22 protein-coding genes and 1 pseudogene are annotated in these 19,357 nt (G+C 41.1%); 14 read left to right on the forward strand and 9 right to left on the reverse strand.

Features of this window, described 5'->3' with window-relative positions; all coding sequences use genetic code 11:
• Window positions 1–581 precede the first annotated feature (581 nt).
• The 3 genes from ACJAZP_RS01985 (at window position 582) to ACJAZP_RS01995 (ending at window position 2,114) form a co-directional block, all read left to right on the forward strand.
• Window positions 582–1,094: a GNAT family N-acetyltransferase gene (locus ACJAZP_RS01985; protein WP_415229058.1), complete on the forward strand. Its 513-nt coding sequence runs from the start codon at window positions 582–584 to the stop codon at window positions 1,092–1,094.
• Window positions 1,095–1,179: 85 nt separating this feature from the next.
• Window positions 1,180–1,443, forward strand: a complete 264-nt coding sequence (locus tag ACJAZP_RS01990; protein ID WP_415229059.1) for a GFA family protein — start codon at window positions 1,180–1,182, stop codon at window positions 1,441–1,443.
• 191 nt (window positions 1,444–1,634) lie between these two features.
• Complete coding sequence (locus tag ACJAZP_RS01995) at window positions 1,635–2,114, forward strand: GNAT family N-acetyltransferase (protein ID WP_415229060.1); 480 nt, start codon at window positions 1,635–1,637, stop codon at window positions 2,112–2,114.
• Window positions 2,115–2,373: 259 nt separating this feature from the next.
• Here ACJAZP_RS01995 and ACJAZP_RS02000 read toward each other — a convergent pair.
• Window positions 2,374–3,417, reverse strand: a pseudogene (locus ACJAZP_RS02000) (transposase).
• Window positions 3,418–3,614: 197 nt separating this feature from the next.
• Between ACJAZP_RS02000 and ACJAZP_RS02005 the strand changes: the two are divergent.
• Entirely contained in the window at window positions 3,615–4,244 is a 630-nt protein-coding gene (locus ACJAZP_RS02005) for a pseudouridine synthase (protein WP_415229061.1), read from the forward strand.
• A 171-nt stretch (window positions 4,245–4,415) separates the two neighbouring features.
• Here the strand turns inward: ACJAZP_RS02005 and ACJAZP_RS02010 are convergent, their stop codons facing one another.
• Together ACJAZP_RS02010 and ACJAZP_RS02015 are read right to left on the reverse strand one after the other, a co-directional pair.
• Window positions 4,416–5,321: a cation diffusion facilitator family transporter gene (locus ACJAZP_RS02010; protein WP_415229062.1), complete on the reverse strand. Its 906-nt coding sequence runs from the start codon at window positions 5,319–5,321 to the stop codon at window positions 4,416–4,418.
• Between the two features lie 237 nt (window positions 5,322–5,558).
• On the reverse strand, window positions 5,559–5,915 hold the full coding sequence (locus ACJAZP_RS02015; protein ID WP_415229063.1) for a winged helix-turn-helix transcriptional regulator: 357 nt from the start codon (window positions 5,913–5,915) through the stop codon (window positions 5,559–5,561).
• 238 nt (window positions 5,916–6,153) lie between these two features.
• On the opposite strand from ACJAZP_RS02015, the gene ACJAZP_RS02020 reads away from it, so the two are divergent.
• Both ACJAZP_RS02020 and ribA read left to right on the forward strand, forming a co-directional pair.
• Window positions 6,154–6,702, forward strand: coding sequence for a redoxin family protein (locus ACJAZP_RS02020; RefSeq protein ID WP_415229064.1), 549 nt, complete (start codon window positions 6,154–6,156; stop codon window positions 6,700–6,702).
• A 476-nt stretch (window positions 6,703–7,178) separates the two neighbouring features.
• Window positions 7,179–7,781 (forward strand): GTP cyclohydrolase II, encoded by a 603-nt coding sequence (gene ribA / locus ACJAZP_RS02025; RefSeq protein ID WP_415229065.1) that lies wholly within the window; start codon window positions 7,179–7,181, stop codon window positions 7,779–7,781.
• A gap of 97 nt (window positions 7,782–7,878) precedes the next feature.
• On the opposite strand, the gene ACJAZP_RS02030 is transcribed toward ribA, so the two are convergent.
• The gene (locus ACJAZP_RS02030; RefSeq protein ID WP_415229066.1) at window positions 7,879–8,787 is read right to left on the reverse strand and encodes a LysR substrate-binding domain-containing protein; all 909 of its coding nucleotides are present in this window, start codon (window positions 8,785–8,787) and stop codon (window positions 7,879–7,881) included.
• A gap of 121 nt (window positions 8,788–8,908) precedes the next feature.
• Here ACJAZP_RS02030 and ACJAZP_RS02035 point away from each other — a divergent pair, with 121 nt between their 5' ends.
• The 4 genes from ACJAZP_RS02035 (at window position 8,909) to ACJAZP_RS02050 (ending at window position 11,889) form a co-directional block, all read left to right on the forward strand.
• On the forward strand, window positions 8,909–9,355 hold the full coding sequence (locus ACJAZP_RS02035; RefSeq protein WP_415229067.1) for a DoxX family protein: 447 nt from the start codon (window positions 8,909–8,911) through the stop codon (window positions 9,353–9,355).
• A 67-nt stretch (window positions 9,356–9,422) separates the two neighbouring features.
• Window positions 9,423–10,160 (forward strand): pirin family protein, encoded by a 738-nt coding sequence (locus ACJAZP_RS02040; RefSeq protein ID WP_415229068.1) that lies wholly within the window; start codon window positions 9,423–9,425, stop codon window positions 10,158–10,160.
• A 107-nt stretch (window positions 10,161–10,267) separates the two neighbouring features.
• Window positions 10,268–10,861: a malonic semialdehyde reductase gene (locus tag ACJAZP_RS02045; protein WP_415229069.1), complete on the forward strand. Its 594-nt coding sequence runs from the start codon at window positions 10,268–10,270 to the stop codon at window positions 10,859–10,861.
• Between the two features lie 44 nt (window positions 10,862–10,905).
• On the forward strand, window positions 10,906–11,889 hold the full coding sequence (locus ACJAZP_RS02050) for a glutathione S-transferase family protein (RefSeq protein ID WP_415229070.1): 984 nt from the start codon (window positions 10,906–10,908) through the stop codon (window positions 11,887–11,889).
• Window positions 11,890–12,009: 120 nt separating this feature from the next.
• Here the strand turns inward: ACJAZP_RS02050 and ACJAZP_RS02055 are convergent, their stop codons facing one another.
• Window positions 12,010–12,453, reverse strand: coding sequence for a MarR family winged helix-turn-helix transcriptional regulator (locus ACJAZP_RS02055; protein WP_415229289.1), 444 nt, complete (start codon window positions 12,451–12,453; stop codon window positions 12,010–12,012).
• 138 nt (window positions 12,454–12,591) lie between these two features.
• Here ACJAZP_RS02055 and ACJAZP_RS02060 point away from each other — a divergent pair, with 138 nt between their 5' ends.
• Window positions 12,592–13,014 carry an organic hydroperoxide resistance protein gene (locus ACJAZP_RS02060; RefSeq protein ID WP_415229071.1) on the forward strand — a complete coding sequence of 141 codons (423 nt, stop codon included), beginning with the start codon at window positions 12,592–12,594 and terminating at the stop codon, window positions 13,012–13,014.
• An 81-nt stretch (window positions 13,015–13,095) separates the two neighbouring features.
• Window positions 13,096–14,025: an NADP-dependent oxidoreductase gene (locus tag ACJAZP_RS02065; RefSeq protein WP_415229072.1), complete on the forward strand. Its 930-nt coding sequence runs from the start codon at window positions 13,096–13,098 to the stop codon at window positions 14,023–14,025.
• Window positions 14,026–14,319: 294 nt separating this feature from the next.
• Here ACJAZP_RS02065 and ACJAZP_RS02070 read toward each other — a convergent pair whose 3' ends face one another.
• Entirely contained in the window at window positions 14,320–15,063 is a 744-nt protein-coding gene (locus ACJAZP_RS02070; RefSeq protein ID WP_415229073.1) for a siderophore-interacting protein, read from the reverse strand.
• 97 nt (window positions 15,064–15,160) lie between these two features.
• Here ACJAZP_RS02070 and ACJAZP_RS02075 point away from each other — a divergent pair, with 97 nt between their 5' ends.
• Window positions 15,161–15,592, forward strand: a complete 432-nt coding sequence (locus ACJAZP_RS02075; RefSeq protein ID WP_415229074.1) for a MarR family winged helix-turn-helix transcriptional regulator — start codon at window positions 15,161–15,163, stop codon at window positions 15,590–15,592.
• 319 nt (window positions 15,593–15,911) lie between these two features.
• Window positions 15,912–16,736, forward strand: coding sequence for a TIGR01459 family HAD-type hydrolase (locus ACJAZP_RS02080; RefSeq protein WP_415229075.1), 825 nt, complete (start codon window positions 15,912–15,914; stop codon window positions 16,734–16,736).
• Window positions 16,737–16,769: 33 nt separating this feature from the next.
• On the opposite strand, the gene ACJAZP_RS02085 is transcribed toward ACJAZP_RS02080, so the two are convergent.
• The 3 genes from ACJAZP_RS02085 to ACJAZP_RS02095 all read right to left on the reverse strand — a co-directional run bounded on the left by ACJAZP_RS02085 (window position 16,770) and on the right by ACJAZP_RS02095 (window position 19,333).
• Window positions 16,770–16,964: a hypothetical protein gene (locus ACJAZP_RS02085; RefSeq protein WP_415229076.1), complete on the reverse strand. Its 195-nt coding sequence runs from the start codon at window positions 16,962–16,964 to the stop codon at window positions 16,770–16,772.
• A gap of 335 nt (window positions 16,965–17,299) precedes the next feature.
• Window positions 17,300–18,484, reverse strand: coding sequence for a mannonate dehydratase (uxuA, locus tag ACJAZP_RS02090; RefSeq protein WP_415229077.1), 1,185 nt, complete (start codon window positions 18,482–18,484; stop codon window positions 17,300–17,302).
• Window positions 18,485–18,565: 81 nt separating this feature from the next.
• On the reverse strand, window positions 18,566–19,333 hold the full coding sequence (locus tag ACJAZP_RS02095) for an FCD domain-containing protein (protein WP_415229078.1): 768 nt from the start codon (window positions 19,331–19,333) through the stop codon (window positions 18,566–18,568).
• Window positions 19,334–19,357: the final 24 nt, after the last annotated feature.

The raw sequence follows: 19,357 nt of genomic DNA on the forward strand, positions 1-19,357 counted from the left end.
CACAAAGTTGCAGCACTTTGCCGGATTAAAAACTATAAATAATAACCAAAATCAACTAGCTCACAACGCACATCAATTCGGGGAAAAGCCAAATAAGAAGAGTACCCCCTCTTATCAGGTGACCTATTTAAGCGCTAAAAACACCTAAAAACCAGGCGCTGGTGATGGTTATATCACGGGGAAAATCGTGCCGGAGAATTGCTCTTGGCTGAATCTAAGCCTGAACAACGTTGACCAATAGAGCGCCTTAGAAAATTATTCATAATAATGATTTTAGACTCAAATCGAGTACATGTTTGTTTATTGCATTTTATAAGAATACTTGATCTTCACGTTTCACCTTCTTAATACTTTAACGTATTGAAAATAATAAGTTAATTTTGTATGGTCTGGATTTGTAACGATCTCTATAAATACAGATGTGTTATTCCCTCTATATAAAATATCAATTTGCAATCATGCCTTGGATCTATCTAACTATTTTATAAGTCTGTTAGTATATAATTTTTATCAAAAATAAAATCTCAAATGTGTATTAGTAAGAATGCAGACCAATGCTCTGTTATATGAAAGGAGTCAACGTGCACTTAAAAGTACTAACAAAAAGTGAGGTTCAAGCATCGGAGTCACAAATTAACTTATTCCTTTCCAACGTGTTTAACTCAACAGTTCATGTTGAGTTATCTGATGAGTTTGTATGTGGGGTAGTTATTAAGATCTCTGCTGAAATCATTGGTTGTGGGTTTGCTTATGCTCGCGACATGTGTCAAGGACAGTTTCAGTTTAAAGCCGGTATCGTGGGAGCAATCGCAGTTAATAAAGATCACCGTGGTAAAGGGTTATGCAAGCAACTGCTTAGACAATTAGATAATAAATTGAAAACGATTGACGTTAGCCACTCGTTTCTTTTTGCCTATGAACCTAAAACTTACCAATCATCAGGTTACGTCGAATTACAGGCTCCTATTTGTTACTTTGATAAGTCACAGAACAAATGGAACCAATTTGTATATTGTGGTGGTATGGTTAAGCCATTCGAGAAACGTAAACTTGCATCAAACACAGTAATTGAATTTCAAGGATGCGTTTATTGAACGACATGGTCAAATTCAAATAACATAAGGTAATCAAGTCGGATTCGTAATCCAGTATCGAGGTTTCAATATAACCGAAAGTTGTTTGTGCTGTAATGTTAAGTATAAAATATCTGGCAAAATTGGCGATATAGTTCATTACCACTGTAAAACTTGTCGTAAAGCTCATGGCTCTGCGTTTTCAAGTGTTGCTGCTGTCAAAGAATCAGATTTTAAACTAGTAAGTGATGTGACGTTAGGTTGTTATGAATCATCCTCTGGTAAAAATAGGTATTTCGGTCCAAATTGTGCAACTCAAATATATGCAAAAAAAGATAGTATTGAGCACATCATTTTGCGTTTAGGTTGATTGGATGATGATCCAAAATCCAAAGAAATAAATCACATTTGGGTTTCTCAAAAAACCAGTTGGTATTCATTGAATAGTAACGTACCTGAGCATCTTGAATTCAAGTAACACTAGGAACAAGGCACTTAAACAGTAGGTTAATTAGTTCGCTTAGTGCGGCGTTGGTACCTTAATCGAGGATTAGCAATAATATGCAAGTATCATTAAAAGCTATGAATGAAGCGTCATTTTCTGATTATCGAAAGCAAGCTATACCTGCTTACGCCAAGGATAATGTTGAATCTGGTCGTTGGGAAGAATCTGAAGCAATAGAACGCTCTAAACAGGATTTTGATCGTCTCTTACCTGAAGGAGTAGGAAGTAAAAGCAACTATTTATTTAATATCATTGAAAATAAAGGTGGCCAGAATGTAGGTCATATTTGGGTGAAAGTTGAAGAGAACATACGTACAAAATCTGCTTTCATATATGACATAGAAATATATGAATATTATCGTAGAAAAGGTTATGCAAAATCTGGACTTCGTTGTATAGAGAAAGTAGTAGCCGATCTAGGAGCTACAAGTTTAGGGCTTCATGTTTTTCATCACAACTCAGCTGCGATGGCATTATACAATAGTATTGACTATCAAGTAGTTAGCCACAACATGAATAAAGTAATCAGCACATAAGTGAATTAACAATACGTATGCTAATAGAGTGAGAAAAAAAATTTAACAAAACGCCCATGTTAATTATTTAATGCTTGGAATAACACCACCATCGAAGAGCAGAGTTAGTAAAGGTACTGAGCGTAAATCACGCCATTATTGGGTCTGTGAAGCAGTAACTAAAGTACAAAATGGTCATTTCGACAAATTTCGAGCAGCGAAATACCCCACAAAACGCTATGATGAAGTGTCGTTTTTTTGGTTTATGTAAGAGGGATTTTCAGGCTTGTTTGAGTAACACCTTCGCCTTGCCCATTCCTCTCATGCGTTGATGGTGGGTATGGCGTTTAAAGGTATTCATCGTCGACTCTGCGCCCACGGCATAATAAAAGTGCTTTTCAAACTCAGTAGTTAAGATCAACCACTATTGTGAGTCTAAGCCTAAGCGTTCTAAAATGGGACAGTAGCTGCTATTGATAGTAGCCCCTGTTTTATCCTCCCGAATACAGCGGCCTGTGATCTCGACTAAACCACAGTAGTCTTTCAATGAATAGGCAATGCCCTTAGGCATGTCTTGTCTGGAATCACCTACAAAAGGCATTAAATATTTCGGTTGCCGCAGGTTTTTTTCTGCTGCCTGGGTGCGTTTTTTTATGCTGGTGTACTTTGACCTTTCAGGTGTTTTTTCCATTTTTGCCCGTATGGGGTTTAAGTCCACATAGGCCATGCAGGCTAGCACTGCAGTTTCATCTAACAAGGCTTGAGACTTAAACCGCCCTTCCCACTCATTTATAAGGAATAAATGAGTGGGAAGGGTGAGCGCCATGGATGGCAGCGAATAAAATCGGCCTGTGCAACCATCTTCTTTATTGGCTTCTCGAGCAATGTACTCGTTCAGATTACGCATAAACCAACTGATATCGAACAAGCGTTGCCGGTAAAGCTCAACTGTTTCATCAAAACTAATCAGTTCGCCTGGGCTTAGCTTAACACCCTTCAGATACTTCTGGGTTAACAGCGTGCCTTTATGCAAGATGTGGTAGTGCCTTAGTACCTCATCGGCATTCCAACCATCAGCTTGGGTTTTATCTACGTGCAACACTACATGAGTATGGTTGCTCATCACCGCGTAGGCACATATGTCAATCGCAAAGACCGCAGATAAAAACAGCAAGCGGTCTTCTACCTAACCCCGACGGTGATCGTAACTTTGACCTGAATACTTATCCATACCGCACAGGAATGAGCGGCAAACGCAGCGGGAAACACAATGATAATAAGGCGTATCAATTAAACTCACTTGGCTTTTTCGAGGCTGTGGTATAAACCACCTACCGGACTAAAAATTCATTGCAGATTACAATATTGAGATCCCCTATTTTGTCCCTGTTATCCTGTTTATCCGTGCAAGCAAAAATTAAGATGTCACTATATTGAAGCAGTTAGCACACGCAGTGCATCTAGTACGGACTAGCCGTATAATGCGTTATCACTCAGATTTTACGATTAAGGCCCTGTTTAATGCCAACCACTAACCAAACTTGTTTAACAGAACTCGCTGAGACAAGGCAAACCCACCAGCACTTTAAAATATTCAAACCCTATGGTTTTTTAAGTCAGTTTGTACCTGAACCGCGAAAGAAGAAACATCTGCTAGGCGAGCTATTTGACTTCCCCGATAAGATCATGGCGATTGGGCGATTAGATCACGACTCTGAAGGATTATTGTTACTCACTACCGATGGTATGATGAGCTACAAAGTCAGAAGCAAAGGCATAGAAAAAGAGTACTACGTGCAAGTTGATGGTTCGATCACCTTCGATGCAATGTCACTGCTGCAAAATGGTGTTGAGATTGGTATTAATGGCACTAAATATCTCACCCTGCCTTGTAAAGCGTTCAAGTTAGACAATGAGCCTCTACTCCCCACTCGTGGCCGTAAAATCCGCGATTCGAGACACGGCCCCACCAGCTGGATATCTATCACTCTCTGTGAAGGGAAAAATCGTCAGATAAGAAAAATGACCGCGGCTGTTGGTTTTGCCACATTAAGACTGGTAAGAGTTCGGATTGGCGATATCCATATAGATAGTATGGTTGCCGGTGACGTTGTCACGCTAAACGATTTTGACGCTGTTATTAATCGCTAATACTCCAAGCATTCAATCAACATAAAAAAAAGGAGGTTAGCAGCCTCTCTTTTAACGTTTTTATTTGATTTTATGTCTGCTTATCTGCCCTTTGTATTTTAAAAAACTCACTCGAGAAAAACCGAAGAGGAATAACTTCAACTCCGGTCTGTATAGTTAAGCCTGAATGACTCAGACCGATTCAGCTTCGATAAATATTCGCTTTACCATCTTATGCTCAGCCTTAATTGCTGCATCAAGTAACTGAATGACGTCTTCCAGTTCGCGGGTTAACTGTTTACGTTTAAAACAAATACTAATATTAACCAGTATAAATTCCGGCCCCATGTGCATGGTGAGAAGCTCATTGACTTTATCCACTTCGGCAAAAGAATTTACGATCTTTCTGATACTGTTTATGACCTCTTTATTGGCGCCCTCTCCAATCAGCAGGCCTTTGGTTTCAATCGCCAACCAGATAGCCGTACCGCCAAGAATCAAGCCGATCAGGATAGAAGCGATGCCGTCAAAAATGGCAATGCCGGTAACCTGGGTCAACCAGATACCCAGCAAGGCGATAAACAAACCTAACAACGCGGCGGAATCTTCAAACAGCACAACAAACATGGAAGGATCTTTCCCCCTCTGCACAGCTTCGATGTAACCGTGCTTCCCCTTTACTTTGCTAAACTCTTTAAAGGCAAAAAACCATGCAGCACCTTCAAAGACGATGGCAAGGCTCAATACGATATAGTTGACCATAGGGTTTGAAATCTGTGCCGGGTGAATCACATGACGAATGCCTTCATAAATCGACACGCCGGAACCAACGGCAAAGATCAGGATCGCGACAATAAAGCTCCAGAAATAGATCTCTTTACCATGTCCAAATGGGAATTCATCATCGGCCGGTTTTTTTGCCTGTTTCATTCCGTAAAGCAGTAAAATCTGATTGCCGGTATCAACCAGTGAGTGTATGCCTTCCGAGAGCATGGCTGAACTGCCGGTCGTAAACGCGGCAAAAAACTTGGTCACCGAAATAGCTGCATTACCGATTAAAGCTGCAATGATAACTTTGGTAGAAGCATTAGTTGACATAGTTATTCCTGAAAATTACTGCGATGGGAGGATCATTTTCTTGATAATAAGCCCGTCCACTCAAATTGCCGACCTATAATCAAAAACTATTTTGCTGGTTGAGTATAGAAAGCATCGACTCCCAGTCAAGTTTAACCCGGAACTGATTCACCTTAGTTAAAGTTTTTCCAATTTCTGCTATTCAACTTTTAACCCAAAGCGATTCATTCCGGCGGATAGGTGCCAAACCCACAACCATTATATTTGGTGAGATTCTGACCATGTTCTTAACTCATCTAAAATGCTAAGCGCCGTTTTTCCAAAATCGGTCAGTTCATAAGTAACGGCAATCGGCCTGTCACTGATGACTTTTCTTAAAACCATTCCCTCGCGCTCTAATTCCTTGAGGCGTTGATCAACCATTTTTTTACTGGCTCCCCCCAGCATTCGGGTTAAATCATTAAACCGAACTGGCTCATCCTTCAAATGATAAATAATAGAACCCTTCCATTTTCCGCCGATTAAACGCATGCCTTTTTCAATCGCGCAAGGCTCGAAGCATTCATTTAATACTTTTTTCCTGCCTTTACTGTCTGTTTTTATTTTATTGTTCATAATTTAATTTCACCAAATACCAGGTTACCAAAAGTATACTAATTGCTAATTGTTTTCAGGTGACTAAAATATACCATTAATGTAATCGATTACAGAATATTTGGCATTTTTTATGAATAATTATTAACCCGCACCAATGAATATCTTTGTTTGTTTAGATGTGATGAAAAATGTAAATATAGAAAACGATTTCAAACGTTTGGAAACTCATATTAATGCTGATTTTTAGGAGAGAAGCATGTCAACAGATCTAATTTATACCGATAAATTACACGCAGGAAGTTCATTTCCAGATATAGCAGTTAACCTGTTTTCTGGTGAAAAAGTACAGTTAGGTAAGCCTAGTAATGGCGCAGACTGGCAATTGGTTATCGTTTATCGTGGCCGTCACTGCCCACTGTGCAGCAAATATTTAAACCAGCTGGCCAATTTTAAAGATCAGTTGCTGGCCACCGGGGTTGATCTGATTGCCGTCTCCGGCGACAGCCAAGCACAGCTCGAAAGTCATCTGACACAGTTATCGGTTAACTTTCCCTTTGCCTATGGTTTAACCGTTGCGCAGATGAAATCACTCGGACTTTATATATCAGATCCCCGCTCCGAGCAGGAAACCGATCATCCTTTTGCGGAGCCCGGACTTTTTGTAGTTAACGCGCAAGGCATCATTCAGGTTATTGATATTTCAAATAATCCATTTGTCAGACCTGAATTACAGGCATTGGTAAATGGTTTAGCCTGGGTACGAAACCCGGATAATAACTACCCGATCCGCGGCATGAAGCGCTAATACTAAAAAACTCAAAAGGTAGTTCACCTTTTGAGTTAAAATTATCCCTGACTTCGTTGTGAGTTTTATTCAGAACATCCTGCCCTTCACCATTTGAGGTCTGCTAAAACTGTTCAAAATCGTTCCATAGGATTTTTTGAACGATCGAATTCAAACCCCATCCTGTTAGCCTTATTAATCATTGTTCACGTCATTAATATTTTTGCTATAAACTATAGGCGCTGCATAATTTCACTAGGATGTTGCCGAACAATGTTGTCAGGACAATAAAGGCCATATTTGAGATACAAAGCTAACCGACTTTATCACCGCCGGCTATTACCAACATCAGTGCTTGCGCGACTGGCAGCAAAGCAGATGTAAAAATTCACCAATGTGTTAGCTCATAGCGAAATTGCTGAGCCGCTCAAACCGTTTAGTTGAATTCATAGTTAACAACGATCATAACGGGTTAAAAATAGATAAGGTTAAATATTATGGCCAAAGTAAGAACCAAAATTTCGCTAAAAATAGGCGTGAATAGTCGCATTTCGGCTCAGATTGCATCCTTTAATGACTTAATTTCCGATAAAGAGCATATTGCCATTATTTTTGGAAAAGCAGACGAGAGCTCAACATCACCGATCGTTCGAATTCACTCTGAATGTTTAACGGGAGACGTTTTTCATTCATCACATTGTGATTGCGGAGAGCAATTAAATGAAGCCATAGAGCTAATGGGCAAAGAAGGTGGCATTATTCTTTACCTGCGTCAGGAAGGTCGTGGAATTGGCTTATATAACAAAATTGATGCCTATAAACTTCAAGCTGAAGGCATGGACACCTATCAAGCAAATAACCAGTTAGGTTTTGAAGATGACCTTAGAGATTTCACAGAAGCAGGACAAATGCTTGAAGCGCTCAATATTAAGAATCTACAGCTATTAACCAACAACCCGCGAAAAGTTAAGGCGTTACGGGATTACGGAATAACCGTTGACAAGGTAATTAGTACTTCGGTATTTATTAAAGACGATAACGAATCCTATTTAAAGGCTAAGGCCACAAATGGCGGTCATGATATCAATTTCCCGTTTTAGATTAAGGAAAAGGCCGTAAATTTATATGGCATGACTCATCTCAAGTATAACAACCAGCCGATAGCCACTCGGCTGGTTGTTATACCAAATGTATTACTCAATTACTTAAAAACACATTACTTTGCAATGCCTGAATTTTTTCCACAAACCACGCCAGTGCGTTGCCTTTATTATCTTTACGCCATGCGACACACAAATCATGATTTCTATTTTCAGGATTTGCCACCGTTAATGCCACCAGCTGCCCCATCTGTAACTCTTGCTGAATACGATGCACGGGCAAATATCCCACTCCTAAACCAAGTAACTGCACCTCTATTTTTTTATCAATAGTGGGAACTGTAATACGCATCTGACCATCGAGTAAACCCGCTGAACGTGCTGCTAGCTCTCGAGAGCTGTCCGCGACCACCACGGCGGGGTATTTTTTAATTATTTTACTGCTTAAAGGTTGCGCCTCCTGACAAAGCGGGTGATTTTTTGCCACGGTAAAAATAAATTCAATGTCTCCTATCTCATAGGTATTAAAACGGTTGTCACGCGCAGCGCCGGTTGCACCAATAATGAGATCGCAGCGCCCGCCAGCAAGCGCATCCCAAGTGCCACCGAAGACTTCTTCAGTCACTTTAATATCAATCCACGGATACAACTCATGAAATTGTGCAATAAGCGCATAGACAGGCTGAAAGCGTAAAATACTGTCGATCCCAATGCGCAGCTCCAATTCCCAGCCGCTGGCCGACTGTTTTGCCATATGAGTGAGTTCATCGGTTGCCTGTAAAATAAGACGGCCCTGCTCGACGATCAATTTACCCACGGCGGTTAACTCCGCCTTGCGCTTGCTGCGATCAAAGAGCGCAATACCTAAATCGTCTTCAAGCTTATTGACCGTATAGGAGATAGCAGAAGGCACGCGAAACAATTCATCGGCTGCACCGGCAAAACTATTCTGGCGTTCAATAGCATCAAGTACCTTTAACGCATCGAGTGTGATGGGAGAATTCATTACTTCAATCCTTTTGAACTAATAGTTCAATTATTACCGTTATTAATCGTTAGCGGCCTTAAATATAATAGCTTCAACCTTCAAAAACAATGAACCATTATAAATAAATCAGGTGAATAACATGTTTACATCATTACTTAATAAATTAACAACCTCTACTCAGAGCTGGTCAACATTAGCACTGAGAATTCCCATCGGGATCACCTTTATGGCGCATGGCGGACAAAAATTATTTGCCTGGTTTGGTGGATATGGTCTGGAAGGAACGGGCCAGTGGATGGCATCGATTGGCATTGAACCCGGCTACCAAATGGCGCTAATGGCGGGCAGTGCAGAGTTTTTTGGCGGTATGGCATTGCTGCTTGGTTTGTTGGTCCGCCCTGCTGCCTTTATGCTTGTTATCACGATGGTAGTTGCCATCTTTAGCGTGCATTTAAGCAATGGCTTATTCATGAGTAACAACGGTTATGAATTTGCGCTTGCGTTGTTGGCGGCATCGGCCTCGTTAATGCTCAGCGGCGCGGGTAAATTGTCTTTAGATAACTTATTAACAAAACGCACAAATTAATTGAACCGAAGACGCTTTTAATCAAGCGTCGATGATCAACAATCAAGTTTATATTAGGGGAGTCAATATGAAAGCAAGCCATCAAAAAATCAATGCATCGGAATTATACTACTTGCCCAGTAGTGATATGCATCCGGCAAACACCCGTTTTCATTTTTCATTCGCTCATTATTACAACCCGGCAAGAATGAATTTTGGCGCCCTGCGTGTTTTAAACGATGATGATATCACCCCGCACAATGGATTTGACCGTCATCCGCACCGCGACATGGAAATTATCAGTTATATCGTTAAAGGTAAATTAACCCATTGGGATAGTGTCACCAACAAGGAGGAGACCATTGGCCGCGGCCATGTTCAAGCTATTTCAGCGGGTTCGGGCGTCTGGCATTCTGAGCTGAATAAGCAGGATGACTGGTGTCGACTTTTACAAATTTGGATCATGCCACCGAAAAAGGGAGGAGCTGTCCGTTACCATCACCAACAATTTGAGTTAGAAGACAGAGAAAACAAGTTATTACAGATTGTCGGTAATCCAGAAAACAACAACACCGCACCTTTGACTATCAATTCCGATGTTAATTTGTATGTCTCTGAACTCACCAATTCACGCGCTGTTGTCAAGTTTGAATTACAACCGGGCAGACAAGCTTATATTAATTGCATTGAAGGCAGTCTGCAGATTGAAGGTTACCCGTCACTTAATGAACGGGATTCACTGGAATTGTCTGCTGCCGGCAAGATTAATTTTTCGTTGCAAGTGCCTTATGCGCATTTCCTTATTATAGAAATGGAAAGTCATTGAAATGAAAGCTATAGAAATGGAAGGCCATTGAAATGAAGAGTTATTGAAATAAAAAATGCTCAACATTAAAATATTATCAAACACTTTTGACTTTACAGGAAATTATTATGTCTAAATCATTAACCGGCACAGCGCTAGAGCAAACCTTTTCCAATGCCCGTACTTTTAATAAATTCACTCCGGAAACCATTACCGATGAGATCCTTGTGCAGCTATACGAGCTGATGAAATGGGCGCCAACATCAATGAACAGCCAGCCGGGACATTTTGTTTTTGTTAAAACAGCGGCGGCAAAGCAACGTTTAAATTCAACGCTGATGGCGGGTAATCAGGAAAAAGCATTAGCGGCTCCCGTCACTGTTATTATTGCCGCAGATACTAAGTTTTTTAATAACCTGCCGGAGCAATTTCCGGCAATGCCAAATGCCAAAGAGATGTTTGCAGGCAATGCCGCTTTTAGTGAGGCAACAGCCAATAGAAACAGCAGCATGCAAGGCGCTTACTTGATTATTGCGGCGCGCATGTTAGGTTTAGATTGCGGTCCTATGAGCGGTTTTGATAATGATGCTGTCGATGCGGAATTTTTCTTCGAGGGGCGTTATAAATCTAACTTTTTAATTAACCTTGGTTATGGTGACAGCAGCGGTAATTATCCGCGCGGGCCACGGCTTACATTTGCTCAAGCAGCCAGTATCATCTAACAAGGCTCATATTTACTCAACACAAGACCAAAGAGGTAGCTGAAATGAAAACAGTAAAATCCAGTTGGAACAGCAGTATCGATGCGGGTGAATATCGCCGTAAAGATTCACAATTTAGAAATTGGATCACTCTCGACGGCAGTGCAGGTAAGACTGGCCGTGGCGGATTCCAGGCCGAAGTTGGCCGTTATCACTTGTACGTCTCTCTGGCTTGTCCCTGGGCCCATCGCGCTCTGATTTTCCGCCAGCTTAAAGGCCTTGAGAAGATTATCACCGTTAGTGTGGTTCACCCTGATATGTTTGAAAACGGCTGGTCTTTTAAGCACGATAAAGAATCACAAGCGTTATACGGCACCACCGGTGACGACTTATATGGTAGCGAATATTTGTCTGAAAAATATTTTGCACAAGCGCCCGACTACACCGGTGTGATCAGTGTGCCGGTATTGTGGGACAAACATCAAAAAGTGATTGTAAATAACGAGTCATCGGAAATTATTCGCATGTTTAATTCCGCTTTTAACGGGATTACCGGTAATAAGTTGGATTTTTACCCTGAGCATCTGCGCGGGGAAATTGACCAGATCAATGAGTTGGTTTATCACAACATTAATAACGGTGTTTATAAAACCGGTTTTGCCACCAGCCAGCAAGCCTATGACCATAATGTAAATGACTTGTTTTCAGCTTTACAGCAACTTGACAACAAGCTCGCTACACAACGTTATTTAGTAGGAGATGAACTTACCGAAGCCGATTGGCGCTTATGGCCAACATTGGTGCGGTTTGACGCCGTTTATCATACCCACTTCAAATGTAACTTGAATTTAATCAAAGAGTTTACCCACTTATACAATTATATGCTGGAGCTCTATCAAATGCCCAATATCGCTAAAACGGTCAATATGGCGCATATTAAACGCCACTATTATGCCAGTCATCGGACTATCAACCCTTATGGCATAGTACCAGTCGGGCACAAGCAAGACTGGACAGCACCCCATAACCGCGATCGGCAGTTTAGCTGATTTACTGGTTTTAATATGACCTGCTTTAGTGACCGCATCGCTTGAGCAGGGAATGTTTAAACCTTATCCGATATAAACTTCGCCTGACTTAAATTTTGGCTGACTTAAACGTTGGCCTGACTAGTTATTTAAATTTGCCAGTAAAAGATCACAACCCTGTTTCAGTTTGATTAATTCATCAACCGTCATTTTTGATCTACACAACATCTCATTCGGCACCTGTTCCGCCTGCTGACGTATGTCTCTACCTTCATCGGATAAAGAAATTATACGCACCCTTTCATCTTCCTGGCTACGCGAACGGATAATTAATCCCTTTGCTTCTAAGCGCTTTAACAGCGGTGTTAAGGTTCCGGAATCTAAATGCACTTTGCCGCCGAGCTCTTTTACGTTCATGCTTGAATGTTGCCAGAGCACCATCATGACAATATATTGTAGGTAAGTTAAATCCAATTTTTTCAGTAGAGGCCGATAAGCCCTACCCATAGCATTGGATGCGCTATACAAAGAAAAACAAATTTGTTTATCTAGAGTAAGGTTCGATGATTGCTTCGCTTTGGTCATGAGATTGTGATCCATAAATTAAATACATTGTGCACAATATACTTGCATTGTGATTAAAATTCAATTAGCATGGCTTAAAATAAATTGCGCACAACTTAAACGCGCACAATCAACATCACTTCATAAAAGGAAATAAACATGACTGCTTTATACACAACATCAGCAACAGCCCATGCAGGTCGAAATGGCCAAGTATCAACTGACGATAAAAAATTAGACCTTGCTCTAAGTTATCCAAAAGAGATGGGTGGAACGGGCGAGGCAACAAACCCTGAACAATTATTTGCGGCGGGTTACTCGGCTTGTTTTTCTAATGCGCTTTTACACGTGGCACGCGAAACTAAAGTAGCAATCAAATCGGCACCGACGACAGCAACAGTGGGAATCGGCGCAAATGACAGTAATGGTTTTGCACTGACGGTGGCGTTATCAGTAGTACTCGAACTTGAACAAGCGGCAGCTGAAGAATTGGTCCGTTCAGCGCATTTGGTTTGCCCTTATTCAAACGCAATACGCGGTAATATTGATGTTAAATTAACCGTAAACGGTGTAGCGTTATAGTTTAGCGTCAATCTATCGACCTATAAAAATATTTTTAATTACAAACACTTAAAGTCCCAGCACATAAATAAGGAATAAATCATGCGCGCAGTTCGAATTCACCAATACGGTGGTACTGACACTCTTCAACTAGAGCAAATTGATACCCCTAAGATAAATGCAGATGATATTTTAATTAAAGTTAAAGCAGCAGCCATTAATCCTGTTGACTGGAAAATACGCGAAGGCTATTTGCAGGAATTTATCCCTTATCTACTGCCGGTGACTTTAGGTTGGGATGTTGCCGGTATTGTCACAGCAGTCGGCGCACAGGTCACTGAATTTAAAGTCGGTGATGAAGTCTTTAGCCGCCCGGATATAAGCCGCGACGGAAGCTATGCAGACTATATCTCAGTAAAAGCCGATGAAGCCGTTTTGAAATCTGCGAAATTAGATTTTGCACAAGCAGCCGCTTTACCTCTGGCGGGCATTACCGCCTGGCAATGTCTGGTCGATGTGGGTCAACTAAGTGCCGGTCAGCGGGTATTAATTCATGCGGGCGCCGGTGGTGTTGGCCATTTAGCTATCCAGATAGCAAAAGCGCAAGGCGCGACTGTGATTGCGACTGCATCAACGGCTAACCAGGATTTATTAACCCAATTGGGTGCAGATCAAGCGGTTGATTATACTAAGGCTCCGTTAAACGAACAGATTGAGCCGGTCGATTTGATTCTCGATACCATGGGTGGAAAAGTTCAAGAGCAATCCTGGGCGTTGTTAAAAAAAGGTGGAATGTTAGTTTCAGTGGCGGATCAACCCAGTGAAGAAGTTGCCAAGGCGCATGGCGTTAAAGCCGCTTTTGTGTTTATTGAACCGAGCAGCCGTATTTTACGCGAGTTAAATACTCTGGTTGAAGCGAACCAGCTAACGCCGCTTATTGAGCATCGTTTTCCATTAGAGCAGATTGCAGAGGCTCATTTGCAAAGTCAAACAGGCCGTACCCGCGGAAAAATAGTGATTGAAGTTAGTTAATCTCTTAATTTAAACTCCTGAAAATAACAAAGGGCGCATAATTTACGCGACCTTTGTTATCAACAACTAACTTAAAAACACCATCTGCAATAAAATCCAATCCCATCATCTTTATTATAAATAATAGTTTATTACATGACCTGCCTTTTATAATGTCTCTGTTTTAGGCATAACGGAAAACAGATGCATCACAATCAGTGGGGCTGATTTACTGTGCTGGCGTTCGGCAACAATCTTTTTGATCATCACCATAAAACCCAGCGCGTATAGTGATACAAAGTGAAAGTTCAGTTTTTAAAGTGGATTTTTCTTCTTTTGAGCCCCGAAACGATCCGCATCAACTCCCCTCTTCCAGTAACCTACCGCAACGGTATTCAACCGATCAAAACCAATATCCTCCTGCAGTACAGGGCGAAGTGAGCGAATGCAGCTAGCTTCAAGCGCTAAGAAAACATGGGTATCCTTAGGCATCCCTCGAGCCGTCTCAATAACCTTCTCTTCTAGTGTTATCATGGCCTCATCTTCGATAAACCATTCAGTATTGAGTGAATCATCATAATCCATTTCTATTATATCGGCACGATTAGGCACGGCCAGAATCACTCTAATATCCGTTGCTTTTTCAAACCTGGGTAGATAACCGTTTATCGCGTTTAGCGACGTAAGATCACCCACCAACAGATAACTGGAATGATTGTAGTTAGTTATTTTCATTGGCCCGGGGCCGGCAATGCCGACACTGTCTTCGACTTTCGCCTGCATAGCCCAATTGGTTGCAGGTCCATTATGGCGGTTAACCACAAAATCAATAGCGAGCTCGTTTCTTTCTGGGTTAAAAGAGCGAATTGTGTACGATCGCATTTTCGCTTCAGACTCGTCTCCCTGTTGAAGTACAACCTTCACATGGGCGCCTTCCATGCCCGTCGGAAAGTCTTTTAAACTCTCACCTGCAACGATAATGCGGCGTAAATGAGGAGTTAACTCAATAACTTCTGAGATATGGGTTAATCGTACCGTTGCCTTTTTCTGCTGCTTCATTCGCGGCCCTTTTTACTTGTATATGATCCAATAAGTTGATAAAGTCAACAATAATGCAAGAGGTTGATATTGTCAACTAAATAAAAAGGTTAATAATATGAAAAATGACACTATTCCCGATACTGTTTTGAGTCTCTCACTCGCTTATAGGTTAGCGATGCGTTCGGCGCTTAAAGCTAATGAAATAGGGTTAAACTTGATGCACGTCAAATGCTTATCCTTCATCAAAAAACACGAGAGCTGTACCGCTAACGATATAGTTAATTATTTTGTCAAGGATAAAGCACAAATAGCACGTCTCATAAAAGAGATGATTGATAAAAATTGGCTTAAGAAAATAGCTAACCCCAAGGATAAAAGAAGTCAGCTTCTGTCACTGACAGAAGAGGGAAAGCTGCTCGGAGAACTTATCAGTCAAACACAAAATGATGTGCACCAGAAGATGCAGGAAAACCTGACGGCCCAAGAACTGCAGGAGTTTGAGAGAGTTGCAAAGATAATATCTGCCAATATCAGCCTCAATAGATAGGAGCTGCACAATCGGCTAATAAAATCAGCTGGTTGTAATTAAAAGATGTTCAGTGTATTCGATGATTTTAGACGTTATTACTAAGTTACTGATTAAGTTGATGGTTAAGTTAAAGGTATCGTTTAGTACCATAGGGTGTAGTATTAATTTTTAGTTTTGTAACTTTTTCATTCAGGTCTCGAACAATTCACGTTTCACCTCAGCTTTAACAACAGATGCGTTAAATCTGATTGCTGAATGGACTATTTATCCCCACCCCTAATAAGTGCAAATCTGGCGATTTATCCGATCGCTGTTAATACAACAGGAATTCTCTAAAATGAAAATGATTAATGGCCTTAAAGATATAATCGATGACTTTGATACATTCATTTTGGATCAATGGGGAGTATTGCACAACGGCGGCGAAGCATTTCCAGAAGCTATTCAAGCATTACAATTTTTAAAAGAGCATAACAAGAAAGTAGTGATTCTTTCTAACAGCGGTAATACAGGAGAGTTTTCTTATACACGTTTACAGGACTCAGGGATCAGCCGTGATTCCTATCTCGACGTGTTAACATCTGGCGATCATATGCGCCACAATTTCAATTCAGGAAAATTTAAAACGCTTGGTACAAACGCCTTATTTTTCTCTTGGAATGAAGATACCAGTGTGCTCGATGATTGCGGATTAACAGAGTCGAATATTCAAGATGCATCATTTATTCTCTGTTGTGGCGTTGCTCGTGGAGATCTTAGCCATTATACCCATGATTTGAAATTAGCTTATCAGCGCAATCTTGAATTAGTGGTTAGTAATCCAGATCTTGTTGCCATGAACCCTGACGGATCGCTAAAAACCTGCCCGGGAAGCATTGCAAAAGCTTATCAAGAGATGGGAGGAATTGTACACTGGCACGGGAAACCACAGAGCGATATTTATAAGATGTGCAATGAATTGGTCGGCGGATGGGACAGTGCAATTGCCGTTGGTGATAGCTTAGAACACGATATTGCGGGTGCAAATGGCGCCTCTATACCCAGTTTGTTTATAACTAGCGGCATTCACGCGACGGAGATTAGCGATCAAAAAAGTATTGCGAATTTATGCAATACATTTTCTGTTAAACCCAGTTATTGTGTTGACTGGTTTAAGATATGATTTTTATTTATCGTGCGGTTTTGGCGAAATTCATCATATCATAAATAAATCCCCCCCCTGCAAACAATACAATAGTGCAGGAGAGAACAGTAACATGACGATGAAAATCAGTGAAGTTACTAACCAGTACGCATTCACTAAATATGGATCCAATTGGTACATTTCGGTAGGTAAAATGACAACAACCCCCATAGGCATCGCGGCCAACAGTACTGCAACTTCTAACATTATGCCATTGTGAAGTTGTTTTTACTGATTAAGACCAACAAGAAAAAGACTACAACCGGTAATAGAATCTGCTTGCTTAACGCTAACGTTAGTGCGATATGCCAATGTCGTATATTGATTTTAATCGAAATACTAAACCTACAAAGTCATCAGAAAGAAACTGCCTATGGGCACTAAACTGACGTCATGACCCTAAGTAGAACAGAATCATGTCACCACGAACATTTTGCTAATTGAGGTATGTAGAATAAGTGGGGAATAATGCGATGACCCTACCTGATATGGTGAAGTAAGGTCATAGAAACGATGGAAATAGGAAAAAGAGTTAGCGAGTGTTAGCCATTAAAAAAAGCTTGTTTTAACGCTGATTCCATACCTCGAACTTCAGCTAAGCCTTTTAACCGACCGATGGCTGAATAGCCAGGATTGGTTGCCTTACGCAAATCATCTAACATTTGATGACCATGATCGGGCCGCATTGGAATTAAACGATGATCACCACACTGTGCTCGACGTTGCTCTTCCGCTAAAAGAGCCATCACCATACCATACATATCAACATTACCCGCCAGATGAGCAGCTTCATGAAAGCTGTTGGGGTTATCTTCTCGTTGCGTTGAACGTAGATGGGTAAAATATATGCGATCAGCAAATCGCTTGGTCATTTCAACTAAGGCATTATCGGCGCGTACTCCATAGGAGCCAGTGCACATCGTAATGCCATTCATTTGACTTGGCACGGCGGTGGTTAACCATTCGATATCATCACTTGTCGAGACAATTCGAGGCAGACCTAAGATAGGACGAGGTGGATCATCCGGATGGATTGCCATCTTAAGATGATTCTCTTCGCAAATTGGCATTAGCTCCGCCAAGAAATAGGCTAAATGCTCGCGTAGTTTATCTTTATTAATATGCTGATACTGATTAAGCTGAATCTGAAATTTATCAAGGGTATAACCTTCTTCAGCACCGGGTAGTCCTGCAATAATATTGTTGGTCAGTTTTTCAATATCTTGAGCGGACATAGCATCAAAATAGCGTTTCGCTTGATGTTGTTCTTGCTCGTTATAATCATCCTGAACATTCGGGCGCTTTAAAATATGCAGTTCAAAGGCGGCAAAGGCGATATAGTCAAAACGCAATGCTTTAGAGCCATCTTGCATCTCAAATGCTAAGTCAGTGCGCGTCCAATCAACCACTGGCATAAAGTTATAACAAATAGTATCAATCCCAAAACTGGCAAGATTTTTTAGGGTCTCTTTATAGTTATCAATCCACTGCAAGAAATTACCACTTTGGGTTTTAATCTGCTCATGCACTGGCACACTTTCAACGACCGACCAGGTTAATCCTTTCGCTTCTATTAAAGCCTTACGTGTTGCAATCTCTTCTTTACTCCACACTTCACCATTTTTGATATGATGTAACGCGGTTACAATGCCCGTTGCTCCCGCTTGACGAATATCATCAAGTGATACGGGGTCATTAGGGCCATACCAACGCCATGTTTGTTCCATAAATTCCACCTTTTAAACAGTTAAGTTAAGTTAATATCAGTCCGTTGTTCTCGATCGGGTTAAATGTTTTTTAAATAATCGCTAAGACACTGCAATCACGGGGTAACTACTGAATAAATAACCATCGAATTGCGGATCATCAATATCCGATAACTCCAGTAATGTTTGCTTAACATTCTCTAAATGTTGCCACATTGCAAGTCGCGCTCCCGCAGGATCTCTGCGTTGCAAGGCTAACAATATTTTTTCATGATCATGTAGCCAGGCTTTGCGGTAATCTTGATCACCAATTCGTGTATGCAACTGCCTCCACATCGAACTATTTTGCCGACGATCCCATAATGCTTTCACCATGTCCGCCAAGACACTATTTTGTGTTGCTTCAGCAATCACCATATGAAACATCTCATCGCCATCATAATCTAAGCTTGCATCTTCAAGATGCTGGTGTTCCATTTGCAAGGCTTTGCGCAAACGTGAAATATCATTTTTAGTCACTTGCGTTGCCGCAAACTCTGCCACATGGCTTTCTAACAATTGCCGCGCCTGTAACATTTCAAAAGGCCCCGCATCATCATGCTCAATGGAATAGGTTTTCTGATCAAGCTCTTCATCAGGTTGATTAATAATATACACACCCGAGCCCTTTCTTACTTCCACCAAATTTTGTAATTCCAGCATAATCAATGCTTCTCGCACCACAGACCTGCTCACTTGGCATTGCACTGCGATCTCTCTTTCTGGTGGAAGGCGATCGCCAACAACGAATTCACCACTTACTATACGATCTTTTAAACGTTGACCAATTTCTTGATAGAGCCGTTTTCGAGGTGTTTCAACTGCATTCATAATGATCTTCTATTTATTGGTATA

This window comes from Psychromonas sp., assembly GCF_047632955.1.
In the GTDB taxonomy this organism is placed as follows: domain Bacteria; phylum Pseudomonadota; class Gammaproteobacteria; order Enterobacterales; family Psychromonadaceae; genus Psychromonas.